The sequence below is a fragment of the Nocardia sp. NPDC051929 genome (assembly GCF_044548645.1).
In the GTDB taxonomy this organism is placed as follows: Bacteria; Actinomycetota; Actinomycetes; order Mycobacteriales; family Mycobacteriaceae; genus Nocardia; species Nocardia sichangensis.
On the sequence record NZ_JBIUCG010000008.1, the window covers coordinates 91342 to 107525 of the forward strand.

The window sequence follows — 16184 nt, forward strand, 5'->3', positions numbered from 1 at the left end:
TCATCGCTGCCATGGACAAACGGCCTGGTCACCGGGTCCGCTGTTCGTCTAGGCACGCTGGATGAGCGCTCGCGCCGCGGAGTTCAGCCATACAGCCAGGCGCCGCGTGACCAGTTAGCCCGACCGACGCACAACCGAGGAGATAACCGGGCACGCGGGGCGAGACCACTTGATCTCGCGCCCACCGGGTGCGAGTCGAACGGACAGCGCCCCCGCGTCGGCCGCGTCACTCCCGCCGGGAGGGACGCGCCCGGGGGCCCGAGGAGACTTCGTGGCCGATCAAGAGCCGCTGGAAACAACATCACAGGATGCCGAACAATTGCCGGAGCGAATCCGAGTTCACGCACTCGCCAAGCTGCTGGGGGTGACGAGCAAGCGCATCCTGGCCAAGCTCACCGAGATGGGGGCGGACGCGCGCAGCGCCCAGTCGAACGTCGACCGAGCCGTCGCGGAGTCCGTGCGCGACGCCTTGGTGACGGTCGAGGCGGACGCCGCGGCCGAGCAGCCCGCCGCCGGGCCGGGAGACGCCTCCGTACCGGCGCAGCCGGAGGAAGGCGCGCCCACTCGGGCGCCCGTGGCCGAGCAACCGGCGCCGGAACAGCCGACGCCCGCGGCCGAACGACCCGCGCCTGCCACGGAACCACCGGCACCCGCCGGTGACGTTCCGTTCTCCGGTGCGGGCGTCATCTTCTCCGCGCCGGACACGGTGTCCACCGCGCAGCCGCCGCTCAGCGCGCCGGCCAACCACACGCACCTGTTCACGCACTCGGTGCGGCCGGAACCGGAGCCGGTGACTCCCGCGGTGTTCGAGGCCGCCGCCGTCGTGCAGGCGCCGCTGTTCCTGTCGCCGGACGCCGCGGCCGCCGAGGAGGCGCGCAAACAGCGCCGCGCCGAGCGTGCGGGCCGCCGCGCCGACGAGCAGGCACCCGAGCCCGTCGAGGACGAGACCGAGGTCACCGAGGACGAGCGCGAGTCGTCCGATCAGCACGGCGACGCCGACCAGCCGCGGCGCCGTCGCCGTGGCCGCCGGGGGCGCGGTCGCGGCCGGGGCGAGCAGCAGTCCGATGGCGACGGCGAGGGCGAGGACACCGAGACCGACGACGAGTCGGCTCCCGCAGCCGCCGAGTCCGCCGAAGCCACCGATGCGGCGGAATCCGCCGAGACCGCCGAGGGCGAAGGTGAGGACGAGGACGGCGTGCCGGAAGGCTCGAGCCGCCGTCGCCGTCGCCGCCGTCGGCGCAAGGTGGCCGGTGACTCGGGCGAGAACGAACCCGCCGACGACGATCCGCCGAACACGGTCGTGCACGAGCGCGAGCCGCGCAACAAGAGCCGCGGCCGCGTCGCGGTCGACGAGGTCCAGGGCATCACCGGCTCCACCCGGCTGGAAGCCAAGCGGCAGCGCCGTCGCGACGGGCGCGAGGCGGGCCGTCGCCGCCCGCCGATCCTGACCGAGTCGGAGTTCCTGGCCCGGCGCGAAGCGGTGGACCGCGTGATGGTCGTGCGCGAGAAGTCCTTCCCGGATCACCCCACCGCGACGCAGGTGGCCGTGCTCGAGGACAACGTCCTGGTCGAGCACTTCGTGACGAGCACAGGTTCCGCGTCCATGGTGGGCAACGTCTACCTGGGCAAGGTGCAGAACGTGCTGCCCAGCATGGAGGCCGCGTTCGTCGACATCGGCCGCGGCCGCAACGGCGTGCTGTACGCCGGTGAGGTCAACTGGGAGGCCGCTGGGCTCGGCGGCAAGGAGCGCAAGATCGAGCAGGCGCTCAAGCCGGGCGACCAGGTGCTGGTCCAAGTGAGCAAGGACCCGGTCGGCCACAAGGGCGCCCGGCTGACCACGCAGATCAGCCTGGCCGGGCGCTTCCTGGTGTACGTGCCCGGCGGCACCTCCACCGGGATCAGCCGCAAGCTGCCGGACACCGAGCGCAAGCGCCTCAAGGAGATCCTGCGCGACATCGTGCCCGCCGACGCCGGTGTCATCATCCGCACCGCCTCCGAAGGCGTCAGCGAGACCGAACTGGCCCGCGACGTGGAGCGGCTGCAGGCGACCTGGCGCACCATCCAGGAGCAGACCGGCAAGGACGGCAACGCGCCCAAGACGCTCTACGAAGAGCCCGACCTGTTGGTCAAGGTCATCCGCGACCTGTTCAACGAGGACTTCTCCAAGCTGGTCATCGAGGGTGACCGGGCCTGGAGCACAGTGGAGAAGTACATCGGCACCGTCGCGCCGGACCTGCTCGCCAGGGTCTCCCGGCACGAGAACAACGGCGTCGACGTGTTCGAGACCTACCGGATCGACGAACAGCTGTCCAAGGCGCTCGATCGCAAGGTGTGGCTGCCGTCGGGCGGCACCCTGGTGATCGACCGCACCGAGGCCATGACGGTGATCGACGTGAACACCGGCAAGTTCACCGGCGCGGGCGGCAGCAACCTGGAGGAGACGGTCACCAGGAACAACCTGGAGGCGGCCGAGGAGATCGTGCGCCAGATGCGGCTGCGCGACATCGGCGGCATGATCGTCGTCGACTTCATCGACATGGTGCTGGAGTCCAACCGCGATCTGGTGCTGCGCCGCCTGACCGAGGCGCTGGGCCGGGACCGCACCCGCCACCAGGTCTCCGAGGTCACCTCGCTGGGCCTGGTCCAGATGACCCGCAAGAAGCTGGGCACCGGCCTGGTCGAGGCGTTCTCCACCACCTGCGAGCACTGCCACGGACGCGGCATCCTCGTGCACAGCTACCCGGTGGAGCCCGGCTCCGGTGAAGAGCCGGCCGCGCGCACCCGCGAGAGCGGTTCGCGCAGGCGTCGAGGCCGGGACAAGGCTGCCGCGGCGGCTCCCCAGCCTGCCAACGGGTCCGGTCCCGCGGCCGAACCCACCGAGGACGACGCGGCCGTCAAACGGGCGCATCCGGTGGCGCTGGCGATGGCCGCGCACCAGTCCGAGGAGGCGCCGGAAGCGACCGCGGACACGTTCGCCGAGCCGCGGGTCGCGGACACGGCCGAGGCCGCCGTCGCGGACGAGGCCGCCGAAGAGCGCGTCGTCACGGAGACCGTCGAGGCCGCGGTCGCGGTGCCCGCCGAGGAGCCGGAGACCGAGCCCGCCGAAGTGGTCGAGGTCGTCGAGCAAGTCGAAAAGGTCGAGTCGGCACCGGCGGAAGAGCCCGTCTCCGAGCCCGTCGGTGCGTCCGTCTCGGATGCCGCGCCGCAGCCGGTCGCCGACACCGTCGCGGCTGCCGAGCCCGTCGCGACGACCGAGAACGGTGCCGCCGCCAACGGGGTCGCCGAGCCGGGCCCGAGCCGTCCGGCTCGTCGCCGGCGGGTTGCCCGTTCGGCCGCCGCGCCCGGCGCGGACAGCTCCGGAGCGGTGTTCGTGCTGCCCACCGGAGACCAGGCGCCCGCGCCCGCGGTCGACTACTCCCAGCCCGAGCCGGTCGAGGTGCCGCAGCGTAACCGGCCGCGCAGGCGGTCGGTCGGCCGCCCGGCAGGCGCGCCGGACGCCGCGAACTGAGTTCTCGCCGACACCACTGTGGCCCCCGCCGGTCCTTCCGGTCGGGGGCCACAGGCGTTCCCGCAGCGAACGCGTGGCAGGGCCGCGGTGCGCGGGTGAACGCCGGTTTGGTCGTCGCGGTAGCCGTCCTGTAATCTTGGACAGTCGCTGCCCGGTGACAACATGTTTTGTCTTCGTGGCCCGGTTCTCGACAGTTCGATACCGAGAGCCACCAGGTGCCGAGGCGGTGGCGATTACCAGACCAGTCGTGTGGCGGTTTCCGGTGGATTCAGACCGGAGGTGTCGCCGCGTGAACGAGTGCCGAGCACTATAGGAAGAAGGGCAGCCGACCGATGGCAACGTACGCGATCGTCAAGACCGGCGGAAAGCAGTACAAGGTCGCGGTCGGTGACCTGGTGAAGGTCGAGAAGATCGAGGGTGCGCCGGGTACCGCCGTGGCGCTGGATCCGGTTCTCGTCGTCGATGGCGCCGAGCTGACCACCGACGCCGACAAGCTGGCCAAGGTTTCCGTGGCCGCCGAGGTGGTCGAGCAGACCAAGGGCCCGAAGATCCGCATCCACAAGTTCAAGAACAAGACCGGCTACCACAAGCGCCAGGGACACCGTCAGCCGCTGACGGTCCTGAAGGTCACCGGCATCAAATAAGACATCCCGAGGAGAACCAGCTATGGCACACAAGAAGGGTGCGTCCAGCTCCCGGAACGGACGCGATTCCAACGCCCAGCGACTCGGCGTCAAGCGCTTCGGCGGCCAGTCGGTCAAGGCGGGCGAGATCCTGGTGCGTCAGCGCGGCACCCACTTCCACCCCGGCGTGAACGTCGGCCGTGGGGGTGACGACACCCTGTTCGCCCTGGCGGCGGGCGCGGTGGAGTTCGGCACCAAGCGTGGACGCAAGACCGTCAACATCGTGGCCCCGGAGCCGGTTCAGGCCTGACCGCCGAACCACTTCCGGATAACAGCGAGCGGGTCAGGGTCTCGGAACCCTGGCCCGTTTTTCGTGTTCGCGAACGAGCAGCCCTCAGTACGACCAGTCCCGAAGGAGGATGATTCGGCGTATGTCCAAGTTCATCGACCGTGTCGTACTGCATGTGCGTGCGGGTAAAGGCGGCCACGGATGCGCCTCGGTGCACCGCGAGAAGTTCAAGCCGCTCGGCGGGCCGGACGGCGGTAACGGCGGCAACGGCGGAGACGTCATCCTCGAGGTCGACTCCAACGTGCACACCCTGCTGGACTTCCACTTCCACCCGCACGCGAAGGCGGGCAACGGCAAGCCGGGCGAAGGCGGCAACCGCGACGGCAAGCAGGGCGTCGACCTGGTGCTGAAGGTGCCCGACGGCACCGTGGTGCTCGACGACGACGGCAAAGTGCTCGTCGACCTGGTCGGTACCGGCAACCGCTTCATCGTCGCCCGCGGCGGCCGCGGCGGACTCGGCAACGCCTCGCTGGCGTCGAAGGCCCGCAAAGCGCCGGGTTTCGCGCTGCTCGGCGAGGACGGCGAAGAACTCGACTTGGTGCTCGAACTGAAGTCGGTCGCCGACGTCGGGCTCGTCGGCTTCCCTTCGGCGGGCAAGTCCTCGCTGGTCTCGGTGCTCTCGGCGGCCAAGCCGAAGATCGCCGACTATCCGTTCACCACGCTGGTACCCAATCTCGGCGTCGTCGCCAGCGGTGAGACCACCTTCACGATCGCCGATGTGCCCGGACTGATCCCGGGCGCGAGCGAGGGCCGCGGACTCGGGCTGGACTTCCTGCGGCACCTGGAGCGCTGCGCGGTGCTCGCCCATGTGGTGGACTGCGCCACGCTGGAGCCGGGCCGCGACCCCGTGTCCGATGTCGACGCGCTCGAAGCCGAACTCGCCGCCTACCAGCCGGCGCTGAGCGCGGACGCCGGGCTCGGCGATCTGGCCGACCGCCCACGCGTGGTGATCTTGAACAAGATCGATGTACCCGATGCGGCCGAACTGGCCGAGATGGTGACCGCGGAGTTCACCGAACGCGGCTGGCCGGTGTTCGAGATCTCCGCCGTGAGCCACGTGGGCCTGCGTCCGTTGACCTTCGCCCTCGCGGATCTGGTGCGCCGGTACCGCGAGGAGCATCCGCGGGCAGCGCCGAAGCGCCCGGTCATCCGCCCGATCGCGGTCGACGAGACCGGATTCAGCGTGCTCGCCGACCCGGAGGAGCCGGGCGGCTTCATCGTGCGCGGTACCCGGCCGGAGCGCTGGGTGCGGCAGACCCAATTCGACAACGACGAGGCCGTCGGCTACCTGGCCGACCGTCTGGCGCGCCTGGGCGTGGAAGACGAACTGGTGCGGCTGGGCGCGGAGCCGGGAGCGCCGGTGACCATCGGCGACGTGACGTTCGACTGGGAGCCGCAGATCTCGGCTGGCATCGACATGGTGCCCACCGGGCGCGGCACCGACATCCGGCTGGAACAGACCGACCGGGTCAGCGCGGCCGAGCGCAAGCACGCGTCCCGGGTGCGACGCGGTCTGGTACAGGAAGACGAGGAGTAGACGTGGACCACGGTCGAGTCGCCGTGCGCCCTCGGTGGGCGCCGTGTCCGGCGGACTCGATCGTTCGCGGCTGGGTCCCGACTACCGTGGATTCGATTGTGGTGCAAAGAGTTCGGTGGGGATGCAGGTGAGGTCTATCAGCGCCGAGGCGGATTCCTCGGGCCTGAGCGAGGCGCGGTTGGCGATCGCGGCGGCGCGCCGCGTCGTGGTGAAGATCGGTTCGTCCGCGCTGACCAGCTTGAAAGGCGGCCTGGATACCGCGCGGCTGGATCGGCTGGCCGACGCGGTGGAGGCTCGGATGCGCGCCGGATCCGATGTGGTGGTCGTATCCTCGGGCGCCATCGGCGCCGGCATCGCGCCGCTGGGCTTGACCAGCCGTCCGCGTGACCTGGCGACCAAGCAGGCCGCGGCGAGCGTCGGGCAGCTGGCCCTGGCGCATGCCTGGGGCACGTCGTTCGCCCGCTACGACCGCACGGTCGGGCAGGTGCTCCTGAGCGCCGACGACTTTTCCCGGCGTGAGCACCACCGCAACGCGCAGCGCACCCTCGATCGCCTGCGCTCGCTGGGCGCGGTGGCGGTGGTGAACGAGAACGACACGGTCGCGACGGAGGAGATCCGCTTCGGCGACAACGACCGGCTCGCCGCGCTGGTCGCCCACCTCGTCGGCGCCGACGCACTTGTGCTGCTGTCGGACGTGGCGGGCCTCTACGACGGTGACCCGCGCAAGGGTGCGGCCACGCTGATTCCCGAGGTGCGCAGCAGTGCCGACCTGGACGGCGTCATCGCGGGCAGCGGCGGCGCGCTCGGCACCGGCGGCATGGCGTCCAAGTTGTCGGCGGCGCGCCTGGCCGCGGACGCGGGCGTGCCGGTTCTGCTCGCCGCCGCTTCGTCGGCGGCTACCGCGTTGTCCACCGGCACCGTCGGCACCGCGTTCGCCGCGCGGCCGGTGCGGTTGTCCGCCCGCAAGTTCTGGGTCCGGCACGCCGCGGACAGCCGCGGCACGCTGCTCATCGATGACGGCGCGGTCCAAGCGGTGGCGGACCGCCGCAGGTCGCTGCTCGCGGCCGGGATCGTGGGCGTCCGTGGCCGCTTCTACGGCGGCGACGTGGTCGATCTGGTGGCTCCGGACAATCGCGTTGTCGCGCGGGGCGTCGTCGAATACGACAGCACCGAACTGGCGGGCATGCTCGGCCGCTCCACCGCCGAACTCCCCGACACGATGCAGCGTCCCGTCATCCACGCCGACGACCTCGTGAAGGTCTGATCAGGCACCGTTCGACAGGTCACCGGTACGACCGAGCGACTGACCCGGGAGCCGGGACGGCGGGTCGCTTCAGTCCCAATAGTTGAAGAGCGCGTCGCCGACGGTCTGTGGTCTCCAATACCGGACATCGTCTCGGTCCAGTTCGGGCCAGGCTGCCGCATCGAACGGCTGGGCGAGTTCGGCCGTTGTGAGTAGTTCGAACCCTGATTGTTCGGCCAGAGCAGCGATCAGGTCAGGAGCCTCGATGAATGTGAGGGGCCCGGACTCGATCGCCGCGTCATCGAAATCGATCACCCGGGGGTCGGCGACCGCCAGCACCGCGGAATCGCGCAGCGCGACCACCGCGACGTGATGGTCGTGGTAGGCGATGACTCCTTGGTGGAAGTTCGGGGTCGCATTCCCTGCCAGACGGAACTCGATCACGGTGCCGCCGGTGCGGCGAGCAGCCTCGTCGAGGTGCCCGCCCGCCACAAGGAGCGCTGCCGACGGTTTCCGAGGTACCGGGGTGTGGCTCGTGTTGCGGAGACTCCGGTGACGGGCCGTCAGGACGGGACGACGCCAGGTTGGTTGGTCGTCGGAATTTGCTGCTGGCTGCCGTCCACCGGCCCGGTGACGCCCGGTTGGCCGTTCGGGTCGGGCATCGGTACGGCTGGAACGGGAGCCGGTGCCGGTGCCTGCGGCGGGCTCGGCGGCAGCGCAGGGGCTGGGGCCGGGGTTGCGGGTGGCGGTGCGGACGAACTCGGCGGCTGCGTCGGTTCCGGGGTCGGAGGTGGGGGTGGTGGGCTCGGCGGCGGAGGTGGCGCGGATGAACTCGGCGGTTGCGTCGGTTCGGTAGTCGGCGGGGGAGGGGCCGACGAACTCGGCGGTTGCGTTGGCGCCGGGGTCTGTGGCGACGGAGCGGGACTCGGCGGCGCGGTCGTGGACGGCGCTTGCTGTGTCGGCTCGGGTGTCGGCGTGGGCTGTGGCGTCTGCGTGGACGGCGCTTGCTGTGTCGGCGGAGCCTGCTGGGTGGGCGGCGCCGAAGGCGTCTGTTGCGGATCCGGCTTCGGCCCGGGCGGTGTCGAATTATGCGACGGTGCGGGCGATTCCGGTGCGGCAGGCGCGGGTTGCGTTGTTCCAGGCGACCATTGGTTGTTCGGCGATGTCTGGTCGGGTGCCGAGTGTCGCGGCGTGCCGGGTGAGACCGCCTGCGGCGCGGACGGCGCCGTGGCGGCGGGTGGTGCCGGCAGCGCGGGCACCGCGGATCCCGCCGTGGAATAGGCGGGTTTGTAGACCATGTTCATCGCGAGCACGGCCTCTTGGCGCAGCGCCTCCTGCGCCATTTGCGCGTCGATGACGTGCGCCGCCTCCAGCAACTGCGCGATCGCGCCGACCGGTCCGGAAGCGCCGGGCGGCACCACCGCGAGTTTCACCGCCTCGGCGGCCGCGGCGACCCCGCCGAGGCGGGCGCCCACTTGACCGAGCACCGCCGCCAGCTCGTCGGCCGACGCCGCGAAGCTGCGTGCGCAAGCCTGAGCGGCGTCGGCGGCGGCGCCTTTCCAGTCCGCCGCGTCCATCACGCGATCGACGCCGCCGTGGGTGAGTGGGAACGACGTGGTGAGCGTGCTGGCCGCGTCGAGCCAGATGGTCGACGCGTGCAGCACCTGCGCGGGATCGATCTGCTGTGCCTTCGCGTAGATCTCGTCGTGCCGCATCGACTCGAAATGCTCCATCGAGTTGATGTAGGTGGGATCGGAACCGGTCATCGGGGCAACCTCGTCCGGACCGCGCGCAGGGCGGCGGCGCTCGCGGCGTCGGCCTCTTCGAACAGTCCTCCGCTGATCAAGAACGCTTCCTTCATGCGGTAGGCCGCTTCGATGTAGTGGTCGAGCAGCGCCGCCGCGTCACGCGCTTTGTGGCTGAATCCCGCCTGCAACTGCTGGGCGGAGACGAATCCACCGAAACCGCCTAGATCCGCGGCGGATTCGAGACTCTGCTGTAGGTGGATCAGCCGATCGGCCTGCCGTTCGTACATTTCGGCGCACTGCCGAGCCGCCGCCGGATCGAACTGGACGGTCCCGGCCTGCGCGGCCTCCTTGAATCGGGCGATATCGGCTCGGCTGGTATCGATCGTCATCGCTCACCCCTGAGATCGGTCGGTCTGCCCCAGACTAACCGGAAGCCCAGCGCCGGGTCAGCAATAGTCGGCGGCAGTGGTCACCAAAGTGGGCTATATCGGTATGCGCTTTTGCAATTGGGTCGCGATCTGATCAGCGGAGGCGGGCGCGATGCGCACCTCGTCGCCCGCTTTGATCAGATATCTTCCGTCGTCGCGCACATCGATCCAGGTGTAATGGATCGGCGGGGGCTGGGTCGGTCGATCGAGCCGCGACTCGATCCTGATGTGGCCCTCTGCGGTATGCGGCTCCAGCAGCAACTTGCGAATCCGCGGCGCTGCTTGCTGCCGCGCGGTCACGGTCTCTCGGTCGCGCACGGCGGCCCCGGACGCGACGCGAGCGGGTTCGCGGCCCGCGGGGGTCTTCGGCAGCAGCGCCGCGATCCGCCGGCCCAGTTTGGCGCTGTGCCCGATCGAAATGCGCACGCGACCACCGAAATCCGGAATCGCGCCGGGTTCCTGCACCGCGAGCACGGCACGATCGTAGATGGCGGCGGCCAGCAACCGCAGTTCGCCGCCCGGCTGGTGTGTACCACCGATGGCAACGATCCTGGTATGCGGCCTGGCCAGAATGCGCAGACATGCCGAAAGGTCGGGGTCGGAGCCCAGCGGCAGCCGTTCGGCGAGGGCGATGCGCAACTTCTCGGCGTCGTCCTCGGTTCTGGGCGTCTCCAGGATGCGCAGCGGGTAGGGGTGGCGATCCAGGTCGGTCTCGCGCCAGATATGGGCGAACTCGTCCGGAGTGAAGGTCCATTCCACGGCCGAATCACATCCTCACCGAACCAGCCAATGCTGTTCGTAGCCTAGCGGTCTCGACGCCGGACGGGGGAACTCCCGCGGGGAGACGCCACGGCCTCGCCGGATGGGTTCGGTATCCGCCCTGGAGAAACAGTATTTGCGCGGCGGTGTCGTGCTCGACCGTCCCCTTCGATTCTGCTGAAATAGTGGAAGAGCACGGCAGCGACCGGGTAGGGCTGAGATCTGCCGAGGAGGTATTGCGGTGCACACCATGATGCGGCGAGTGGGCGCGGGAACCGTTCTGTTGTTCCTCGCGGGTGGCCTCGCCTGGGTCGGAGCCGGGTCCGCCGCAGCGGAGCCCGCGGGCTGCTATGTCGACCGTGGCGTCACGGACGCGGCCGCCTTGTGCCACAGCGGTGAGGGAGCGTCGGTGCTGGAAGCCGAATGCCTCGGTTTCTTCCTGCCGTCGGAGCGGTCCGGGCCGGTGTTCGGCTACTACAGCGGCTTCGAGTCGCGGCAGACGCCGGTCGGCAAGCCGATGCGGGCCACCTGTGTGGCCGACGGCGCCGTGGGGATCGCCACGCTGGCGTTCGTCGTCCCGGCCACGTCGTAGCGCCGCCGAGCGGCAACGCGTCCGGCGAGCGGGTTCAGCTCGGCCTGGCCTCGAGCACGTTGTCCGGGGAAGCCGTCGGTACGCGCTGGGTCAGCGTGAATCCGTTCCTGGCGAGGAAGTCGCGGTACTCGGCCTCGGTGCGTTCCCGTCCGCCCGCGTTGACCAGCATCTCCAAGTCGATGTACTTGCTCGGGTGCGGTGCGGCGTGTTCGGGGACGACCAGTTCGACGATCAGCAACCGGGCGTCGGGTTCCATGGCCGCGCGCACGGTGCGGAGGATGCGACCGGCGTCCGGTTCGGCCCAGTCGTGCAGGATGTGCTTGAGGATGTAGGCGTCGCCGCCCCTGGGGACGCTGTCGAAGAAGGATCCGCTCTCCACCGCGCAGCGATCGGCGAGACCGAGCGCGGCGAGCCGAGCGGGGGCCGCGGCCACCACTTCGGGCACGTCGAACAGAATGCCACGCGATCGTGGTGCGCGGCGCAGGATCTCGGTGAGCATCGTCCCTTCGCCGCCGCCGACGTCGACCAGGGTCGCGTAGCGGCCGAAATCGTAGGCCGCGAACAGCGGCTCCATCGACAGGGTGCCGATGCTGGTCATCGCGCGGTCGAACAGTGCGCCGAGTTCCCGGTCGTGCTGGATGTATTCGAAGAACGGCATCCCGTCGAGCTTCACGCCGACCGGTTCGCCGGTGCGCACGGCGTCGACCAAGTGCGACCAGTGGTTGCGGTGCCCGGGCGAACCGAAGAACAGCACCGCGTCGCGCAACGACACGTCCGAGTCGCGGCACAGGGCTCGCGCCATCGGCGTCAGCGCGTACCGTCCGTCGCGTCGCTGGGTGAAGATGCCGTGGCTGATCAGCAGGCGCAGCAACCGCCGCAGCGCGTCCTCGTCGGCGCCGACCGCCGCCGCGAGGTCCGCGCCCGACCGCGGCCCCGCCGCGAGTGCGTCGGCCACGCCGAGCGCCGCGGCGGCGTGGATGGCCTGCGTGATCCATCCGGCGGCGATCAGCTCCATCAGCGCGAGGTGCCCGGGCACCAGCTTGCGGAACGCGAAGGCCAGGGCGGCGCGCACCGATTCGACGGCCCGTACCAGCGGCAGCGGCGGAATTCTCGGTCGGTCGGACGCCACGGCGACTCCATCCGTCGAAGGTCGGCACTCTGCGCTTGTCTAGGAGGGTACGTCGCGCCCGGATTCGCTGCGCTGTTTCTCTCGCTCGGCGGCGGTGGCGAGATAGTCGCCGAGTTCGCGGCGCAGCGTGACGTCCAGCGAGCGGGCGAGCGTGGCGTGCACCGAGGCGACCGCCAGCTCGCGCATCTTGTTGAGCATCGTTGTGGTCTCGGCGATTTCGCCGCTGGTGTCGGGCATCCAGCCGGGACCGTGCTCGTCGATGATGTGCTGTTTGGCGGCGGTGATCATGATGTGCGTGATGTCATCGATCCGGTCGGCCACCTTGGCATAGATCTCGATGAGCGTGCGCAGTTCCAGACCGTACTCGTGCAGTTCGGCGAACGAGGTGAGCAACTGGGTCTCGGTGAACACCACCGTGTCGCCCTCCAGCCGGACCAGCCGCATCTCGCGCAGCCGGTCGACCAGCTCGTCGGCGTCGGCGCCGAGGATGGTGCCGATCAGCTCGCGGGGCACCTCGAAGGTCTCGTCCTTGGCCCAGGACGCCGTCACGGCGTGTTGCAGGCCGAGTACCTCGGTCAGGTCCTTGCCGGTCTCCCAGCTGGTGATGAAGTCGGCGATGTGCGCGGTGGTGAAACCGCGCTGGAGCAGCGCGTCGATCAAGCGCAGCCGCTCGAGGTGCGCGTCGTCGTAGATGCTGGCCCGGCCGTCCTTGCCGACCGGCGGCGGCAGCAGCCCGCGTTCCTGGTAGGCGCGCACGTTGCGGGTGGTGGTGCCCGCGGCGCGCGCGAGGTCATCGATCCGGTACTCCGGCGTCGACCTCACCTCCCTCGCTGCCCACGGCGCCGAAGGACCGGCGGCGCGCTGTAGAACTCCCTGCGGACCGAGTCTATCGTCCGCGCCGCCGGTGCCTCCGGCACTCAGGAAACCCGTGCCACTCGTTGTCGCCGCTGGTCGGCGGTCGATTCGACCACGAAGTAGTCGTCCAGATCGACCTTGCGCAATTGATGGACGTACTGGGTGGCGAAGCCCGGATACATGGTCGCGTTGAAGCCGTCCTCGGTGAGATACCAGCTGTGGCATCCCGAGTTCCAGGTGGTGGCCGACAGTCTGCGCTGGATGGCGGCGTTGTAGCGGTCCTGCCGGTCGCGCCGCACGTCCAGCATGCGCAGGTCCCGGTCCAGGATGACGCCGATCGCGCCGACGAGGTAGTCGATCTGGGCCTCCATGTAGACCAGCGCCGAGTTGTGTCCCGGGCCGGAATTGGGTCCGAACGTGAGATACAGGTTGGGATATCCGGAAACCGCGACGCTCTTGTAGGCGTAGGCCCCGCGCGACCACTCGTCCGCGAGAACCCGGCCACCGCGTCCGACCACCGGAACGGGCGTCCCGGTTTTGGAGACGTCGAATCCCGTCGCGAAGACGATGCAATCCGCTTGGTGCTCGACGCCTTCCGCGGTGCGGATGCCGTGCTCGGAGATCCGGGCGATCGGCCAGGTGATCAACTTGCAGTTGTCCCGCTGCAGGGCGGGGTAGTAGTCGTCGGTCATCAGCAGGCGTTTGCAGCCGGCCCGGAAGTCCGGAGTGAGCTGGCGGCGCAGCCATGGATCCTTGACCTGCCTGCGCAGCTGCGCCTTGCCGACCAGCTCGACCACCCTGGTCAGCGGCGTGTTCCAGACCACGCCCAGCGCTACCGACTCGTGGCCGTAGAACCAGGCGCGTCGCGCCATTTGCTCGGCGGCGGGCAGCCGACGGTAGAGCTCCTTGGTCAAGCCGTTGGTCTGCCGATTGATCCGCGGCAGCACCCAGCCGGGAGTGCGCTGGAACACCTTCACCGAGGCGGCCTTGTCGACCAGTTCCGGGATGATCTGGACCGCGCTGGCGCCGGTGCCGACGACCGCGACCCGTTTGCCGGTGAAGTCGTAGTCGTGATCCCAACGGGCGCTGTGGATCTTGTGCCCTCGGTAGGTCTCGATGCCGCGGATGTCCGGAAGACTGGCATTGGCCAGCGGGCCGGACGCCAGTACGACGGTGCGGGCGAGGATCGGGTCCGCGTGGCCGTCGATCGATATCTCCCACACTCCGGCCTGCTCGTCGAACACCATGCCGGAAACGTTGTGGCCGAACCGGATGTGCGGACCGAGCCGGAACTCCGCGGCCATCGCCTCGATGTAGCCGAGGATCTCGTTGCTCCCGGAGTAGGTGCGCGACCAGTTCGGGTTCGGCGCGAAACTGTAGGAGTACAGCCGCGACGGAATATCGCACGCCGCACCGGGATAGGTGTTGTCGCGCCAGGTTCCGCCGATCGCGGTGCCGCGCTCGAGAATCGCGAAATCACGGATTCCGCGTTGCTTCAGCCGGATGGCCGTGCCGATTCCGGCGAATCCGCCGCCGATGACGGCGACGTCGAGGGTGTGCGTACTCATCGGATTCCCTGTCATGCCGCGGGCTCGTAGGTCAGTTCCTTCGACCAGGTCGGGTTGCTGCGCAGCAGCGTCTTCGGCACCAACCCGGTGATCTTCACCAGCGCGTCGGCCACGAGGTGGTAGGGGTGGCCACGGTCGATCACCCAGCTGCCGTGCGTCTTCACGATCTGGTACATCGGCAGCCTGCGGGCGAATTCACTACGCTCGCCCACGTTCGCGTACCGCTTGAGCGCGCCGTAGAGCTTCTCCTCGTCCACGCCCATCGCGACGATGTTGTCGCGCATCTTGTTCAGCAGCGGCACGTAGCTCAGCACGCCGATGATCAGCGAGGGCTTGGCCCAGCCGCCGACCAGGTCGATGAGCAGCTTGCGCATCTCCGCGTGCCCCAGCAGGTCCATCACGGCGAAATCGACCGCCAGATGGCGGGATTCGTCGGAGTTGATCTTCTTGAACGCCTCCTGGCAGACCGGGTCCTCGATCTCGTCCATGATGAACTTGATCAGCGCGCCGTCGAGCGCGACCTCGAGCATCGGGATGACGGTGCCGAGGAACGACAGCGACATGTCGTCGGAGTACTTGTCCAGGAAATCGATCACCAGCTTGACGTTGACGTTCGGCTGCGGGATCTCGTCGCCGTCGAGCATGCCCCACCGGCGCATCAGCGCCAGCTCGGCGTTGGCGTGCTTCTGCTCCTCGGCGTGGAAATAGCGGTAGATCTCGCGCAGCGTCTCGTTCGGCGCCTTCTTGGCCATCGCCGCGAAGCCGCGCGCGCCGACGTTCTCGATCCACATCAGATCGGCCATGAACGGCTTGAGCTTGGCGTGCAGTTCCGGCGTGATCGTCTCGGCGCCCGGAGCGTCCCAATCGATGTCGGCCAGTGCCCACTGGCGGTCCTTGATCTTGCGGAGCATGTCGTCGAAGTCCATCGCGATGGCGGCCATGTCAGACTCCTGTCTTGTCGGTGACCGACGTGCGGTCGGTGGTGGTCGAGTCCTCTTGTGGCAGCAGCCGCTCCAGGAGCCCGAGGGCAAAGGTGTATCGCGCGGGGAAGTACCGCTTGAGCAGCCAGACGACGTGCGCGTCCAGCTGGGGGAGTACGTAGAGCTGCCCGCGGTCGTGCGCGTCGAGGGCGGTGCGCGCGACGCGCTCGGGGGAGAATCCCGTCCAGCGCATGAGAAAGTCGGCCAGCTGCGCCGATTCCTTGGTGATCCGGCCGTCGCGCGCGACGTTCGTGCGGACGAACGTCGGGCACAGGACGGTGACCGCGACTCCGGAGCCGCTCAGTTCGGCAGCCATGGTCTCCGATAACGACAGCACGCCCGCCTTGGACACGTTGTAGGCGGCCATCGAGGGCGCGGCGGCGAATCCGGCGGCCGAGGCGACGTTGATGATGCCGCCGCGCCCGGCCGTGCGCAGACGCGGAGCGAACACTTCACAGCCGTGCACGACGCCCCAGAGGTTGATGCCCAGGGCCCACTGCCAGTCGTCGAAACCGATGTTTCCCACGGCTTTTCCGCCGATGCCGACGCCGGCGTTGTTGATCACCAGGCTGACCGGGCGGTCGAAAATCGTTTCGGCGAAGCGGGCCAGCAGCTCCACGTCTTCCCGTTGCGCCACGTCGCAGCGGAAGGCGTGCGCGGCGCCAGGGTGATCGCGTTCGATCAGGGCGACCGTCTCGTCGGCGCGCGTCTCATCGATGTCGGCGCAGATCACCCGTCCGCCGCGGGCCGCGATCTCCAGCGCGAACGCCCGGCCGATGCCGCTGCCCGCGCCGGTGACCACGGCTCGCGCGCCGTGCGTGCGCCGGGTGCGGCCCAGGGCCACCAACTTGTCCAATCCGAACAT

Annotated in this window: 15 protein-coding genes; 6 read left to right on the forward strand and 9 right to left on the reverse strand. The window is 69.4% G+C overall.

Annotated features, from left to right (window positions below; genetic code table 11):
- Window positions 1–271 precede the first annotated feature (271 nt).
- The 5 genes from ACIHAX_RS12145 (at window position 272) to proB (ending at window position 7281) form a co-directional block, all read left to right on the forward strand.
- Window positions 272–3508, forward strand: coding sequence for a translation initiation factor IF-2 N-terminal domain-containing protein (locus ACIHAX_RS12145; protein ID WP_397277260.1), 3237 nt, complete (start codon window positions 272–274; stop codon window positions 3506–3508).
- A 332-nt stretch (window positions 3509–3840) separates the two neighbouring features.
- Entirely contained in the window at window positions 3841–4152 is a 312-nt protein-coding gene (gene rplU, locus ACIHAX_RS12150; RefSeq protein ID WP_039796660.1) for a 50S ribosomal protein L21, read from the forward strand.
- A gap of 22 nt (window positions 4153–4174) precedes the next feature.
- A complete protein-coding gene (gene rpmA / locus ACIHAX_RS12155) occupies window positions 4175–4441 on the forward strand; it encodes a 50S ribosomal protein L27 (RefSeq protein WP_397277262.1) in 267 nt (88 codons plus the stop codon).
- 121 nt (window positions 4442–4562) lie between these two features.
- Window positions 4563–6017 (forward strand): GTPase ObgE, encoded by a 1455-nt coding sequence (gene obgE, locus ACIHAX_RS12160; protein WP_397277264.1) that lies wholly within the window; start codon window positions 4563–4565, stop codon window positions 6015–6017.
- 163 nt (window positions 6018–6180) lie between these two features.
- Window positions 6181–7281, forward strand: coding sequence for a glutamate 5-kinase (gene proB, locus ACIHAX_RS12165; protein WP_397277464.1), 1101 nt, complete (start codon window positions 6181–6183; stop codon window positions 7279–7281).
- A gap of 69 nt (window positions 7282–7350) precedes the next feature.
- Here the strand turns inward: proB and ACIHAX_RS12170 are convergent, their stop codons facing one another.
- The 4 genes from ACIHAX_RS12170 to ACIHAX_RS12185 all read right to left on the reverse strand — a co-directional run bounded on the left by ACIHAX_RS12170 (window position 7351) and on the right by ACIHAX_RS12185 (window position 10195).
- The gene (locus ACIHAX_RS12170; RefSeq protein WP_397277266.1) at window positions 7351–7704 is read right to left on the reverse strand and encodes a hypothetical protein; all 354 of its coding nucleotides are present in this window, start codon (window positions 7702–7704) and stop codon (window positions 7351–7353) included.
- Between the two features lie 119 nt (window positions 7705–7823).
- The gene (locus ACIHAX_RS12175; RefSeq protein WP_397277268.1) at window positions 7824–9026 is read right to left on the reverse strand and encodes a hypothetical protein; all 1203 of its coding nucleotides are present in this window, start codon (window positions 9024–9026) and stop codon (window positions 7824–7826) included.
- Window positions 9023–9397, reverse strand: a complete 375-nt coding sequence (locus tag ACIHAX_RS12180; protein ID WP_355072299.1) for a hypothetical protein — start codon at window positions 9395–9397, stop codon at window positions 9023–9025. The genes ACIHAX_RS12175 and ACIHAX_RS12180 overlap by 4 nt, the downstream gene beginning before the upstream one ends.
- 93 nt (window positions 9398–9490) lie before the next feature.
- Window positions 9491–10195, reverse strand: coding sequence for an ESX secretion-associated protein EspG (locus ACIHAX_RS12185; protein WP_355072300.1), 705 nt, complete (start codon window positions 10193–10195; stop codon window positions 9491–9493).
- Window positions 10196–10436: 241 nt separating this feature from the next.
- Between ACIHAX_RS12185 and ACIHAX_RS12190 the strand changes: the two genes are divergently transcribed.
- A complete protein-coding gene (locus tag ACIHAX_RS12190) occupies window positions 10437–10787 on the forward strand; it encodes a hypothetical protein (RefSeq protein WP_355072302.1) in 351 nt (116 codons plus the stop codon).
- A gap of 34 nt (window positions 10788–10821) precedes the next feature.
- Here the strand turns inward: ACIHAX_RS12190 and ACIHAX_RS12195 are convergent, their stop codons facing one another.
- The 5 genes from ACIHAX_RS12195 to ACIHAX_RS12215 form a co-directional block, all read right to left on the reverse strand.
- Entirely contained in the window at window positions 10822–11916 is a 1095-nt protein-coding gene (locus ACIHAX_RS12195; protein WP_397277270.1) for a methyltransferase, read from the reverse strand.
- A 39-nt stretch (window positions 11917–11955) separates the two neighbouring features.
- The gene (locus tag ACIHAX_RS12200; protein ID WP_355072306.1) at window positions 11956–12738 is read right to left on the reverse strand and encodes a MerR family transcriptional regulator; all 783 of its coding nucleotides are present in this window, start codon (window positions 12736–12738) and stop codon (window positions 11956–11958) included.
- A 95-nt stretch (window positions 12739–12833) separates the two neighbouring features.
- On the reverse strand, window positions 12834–14339 hold the full coding sequence (locus ACIHAX_RS12205) for a flavin-containing monooxygenase (RefSeq protein ID WP_397277273.1): 1506 nt from the start codon (window positions 14337–14339) through the stop codon (window positions 12834–12836).
- 11 nt (window positions 14340–14350) lie between these two features.
- Entirely contained in the window at window positions 14351–15271 is a 921-nt protein-coding gene (locus ACIHAX_RS12210; protein WP_355072954.1) for a ferritin-like domain-containing protein, read from the reverse strand.
- A 10-nt stretch (window positions 15272–15281) separates the two neighbouring features.
- Window positions 15282–16184, reverse strand: a complete 903-nt coding sequence (locus ACIHAX_RS12215; RefSeq protein ID WP_397277275.1) for an SDR family NAD(P)-dependent oxidoreductase — start codon at window positions 16182–16184, stop codon at window positions 15282–15284.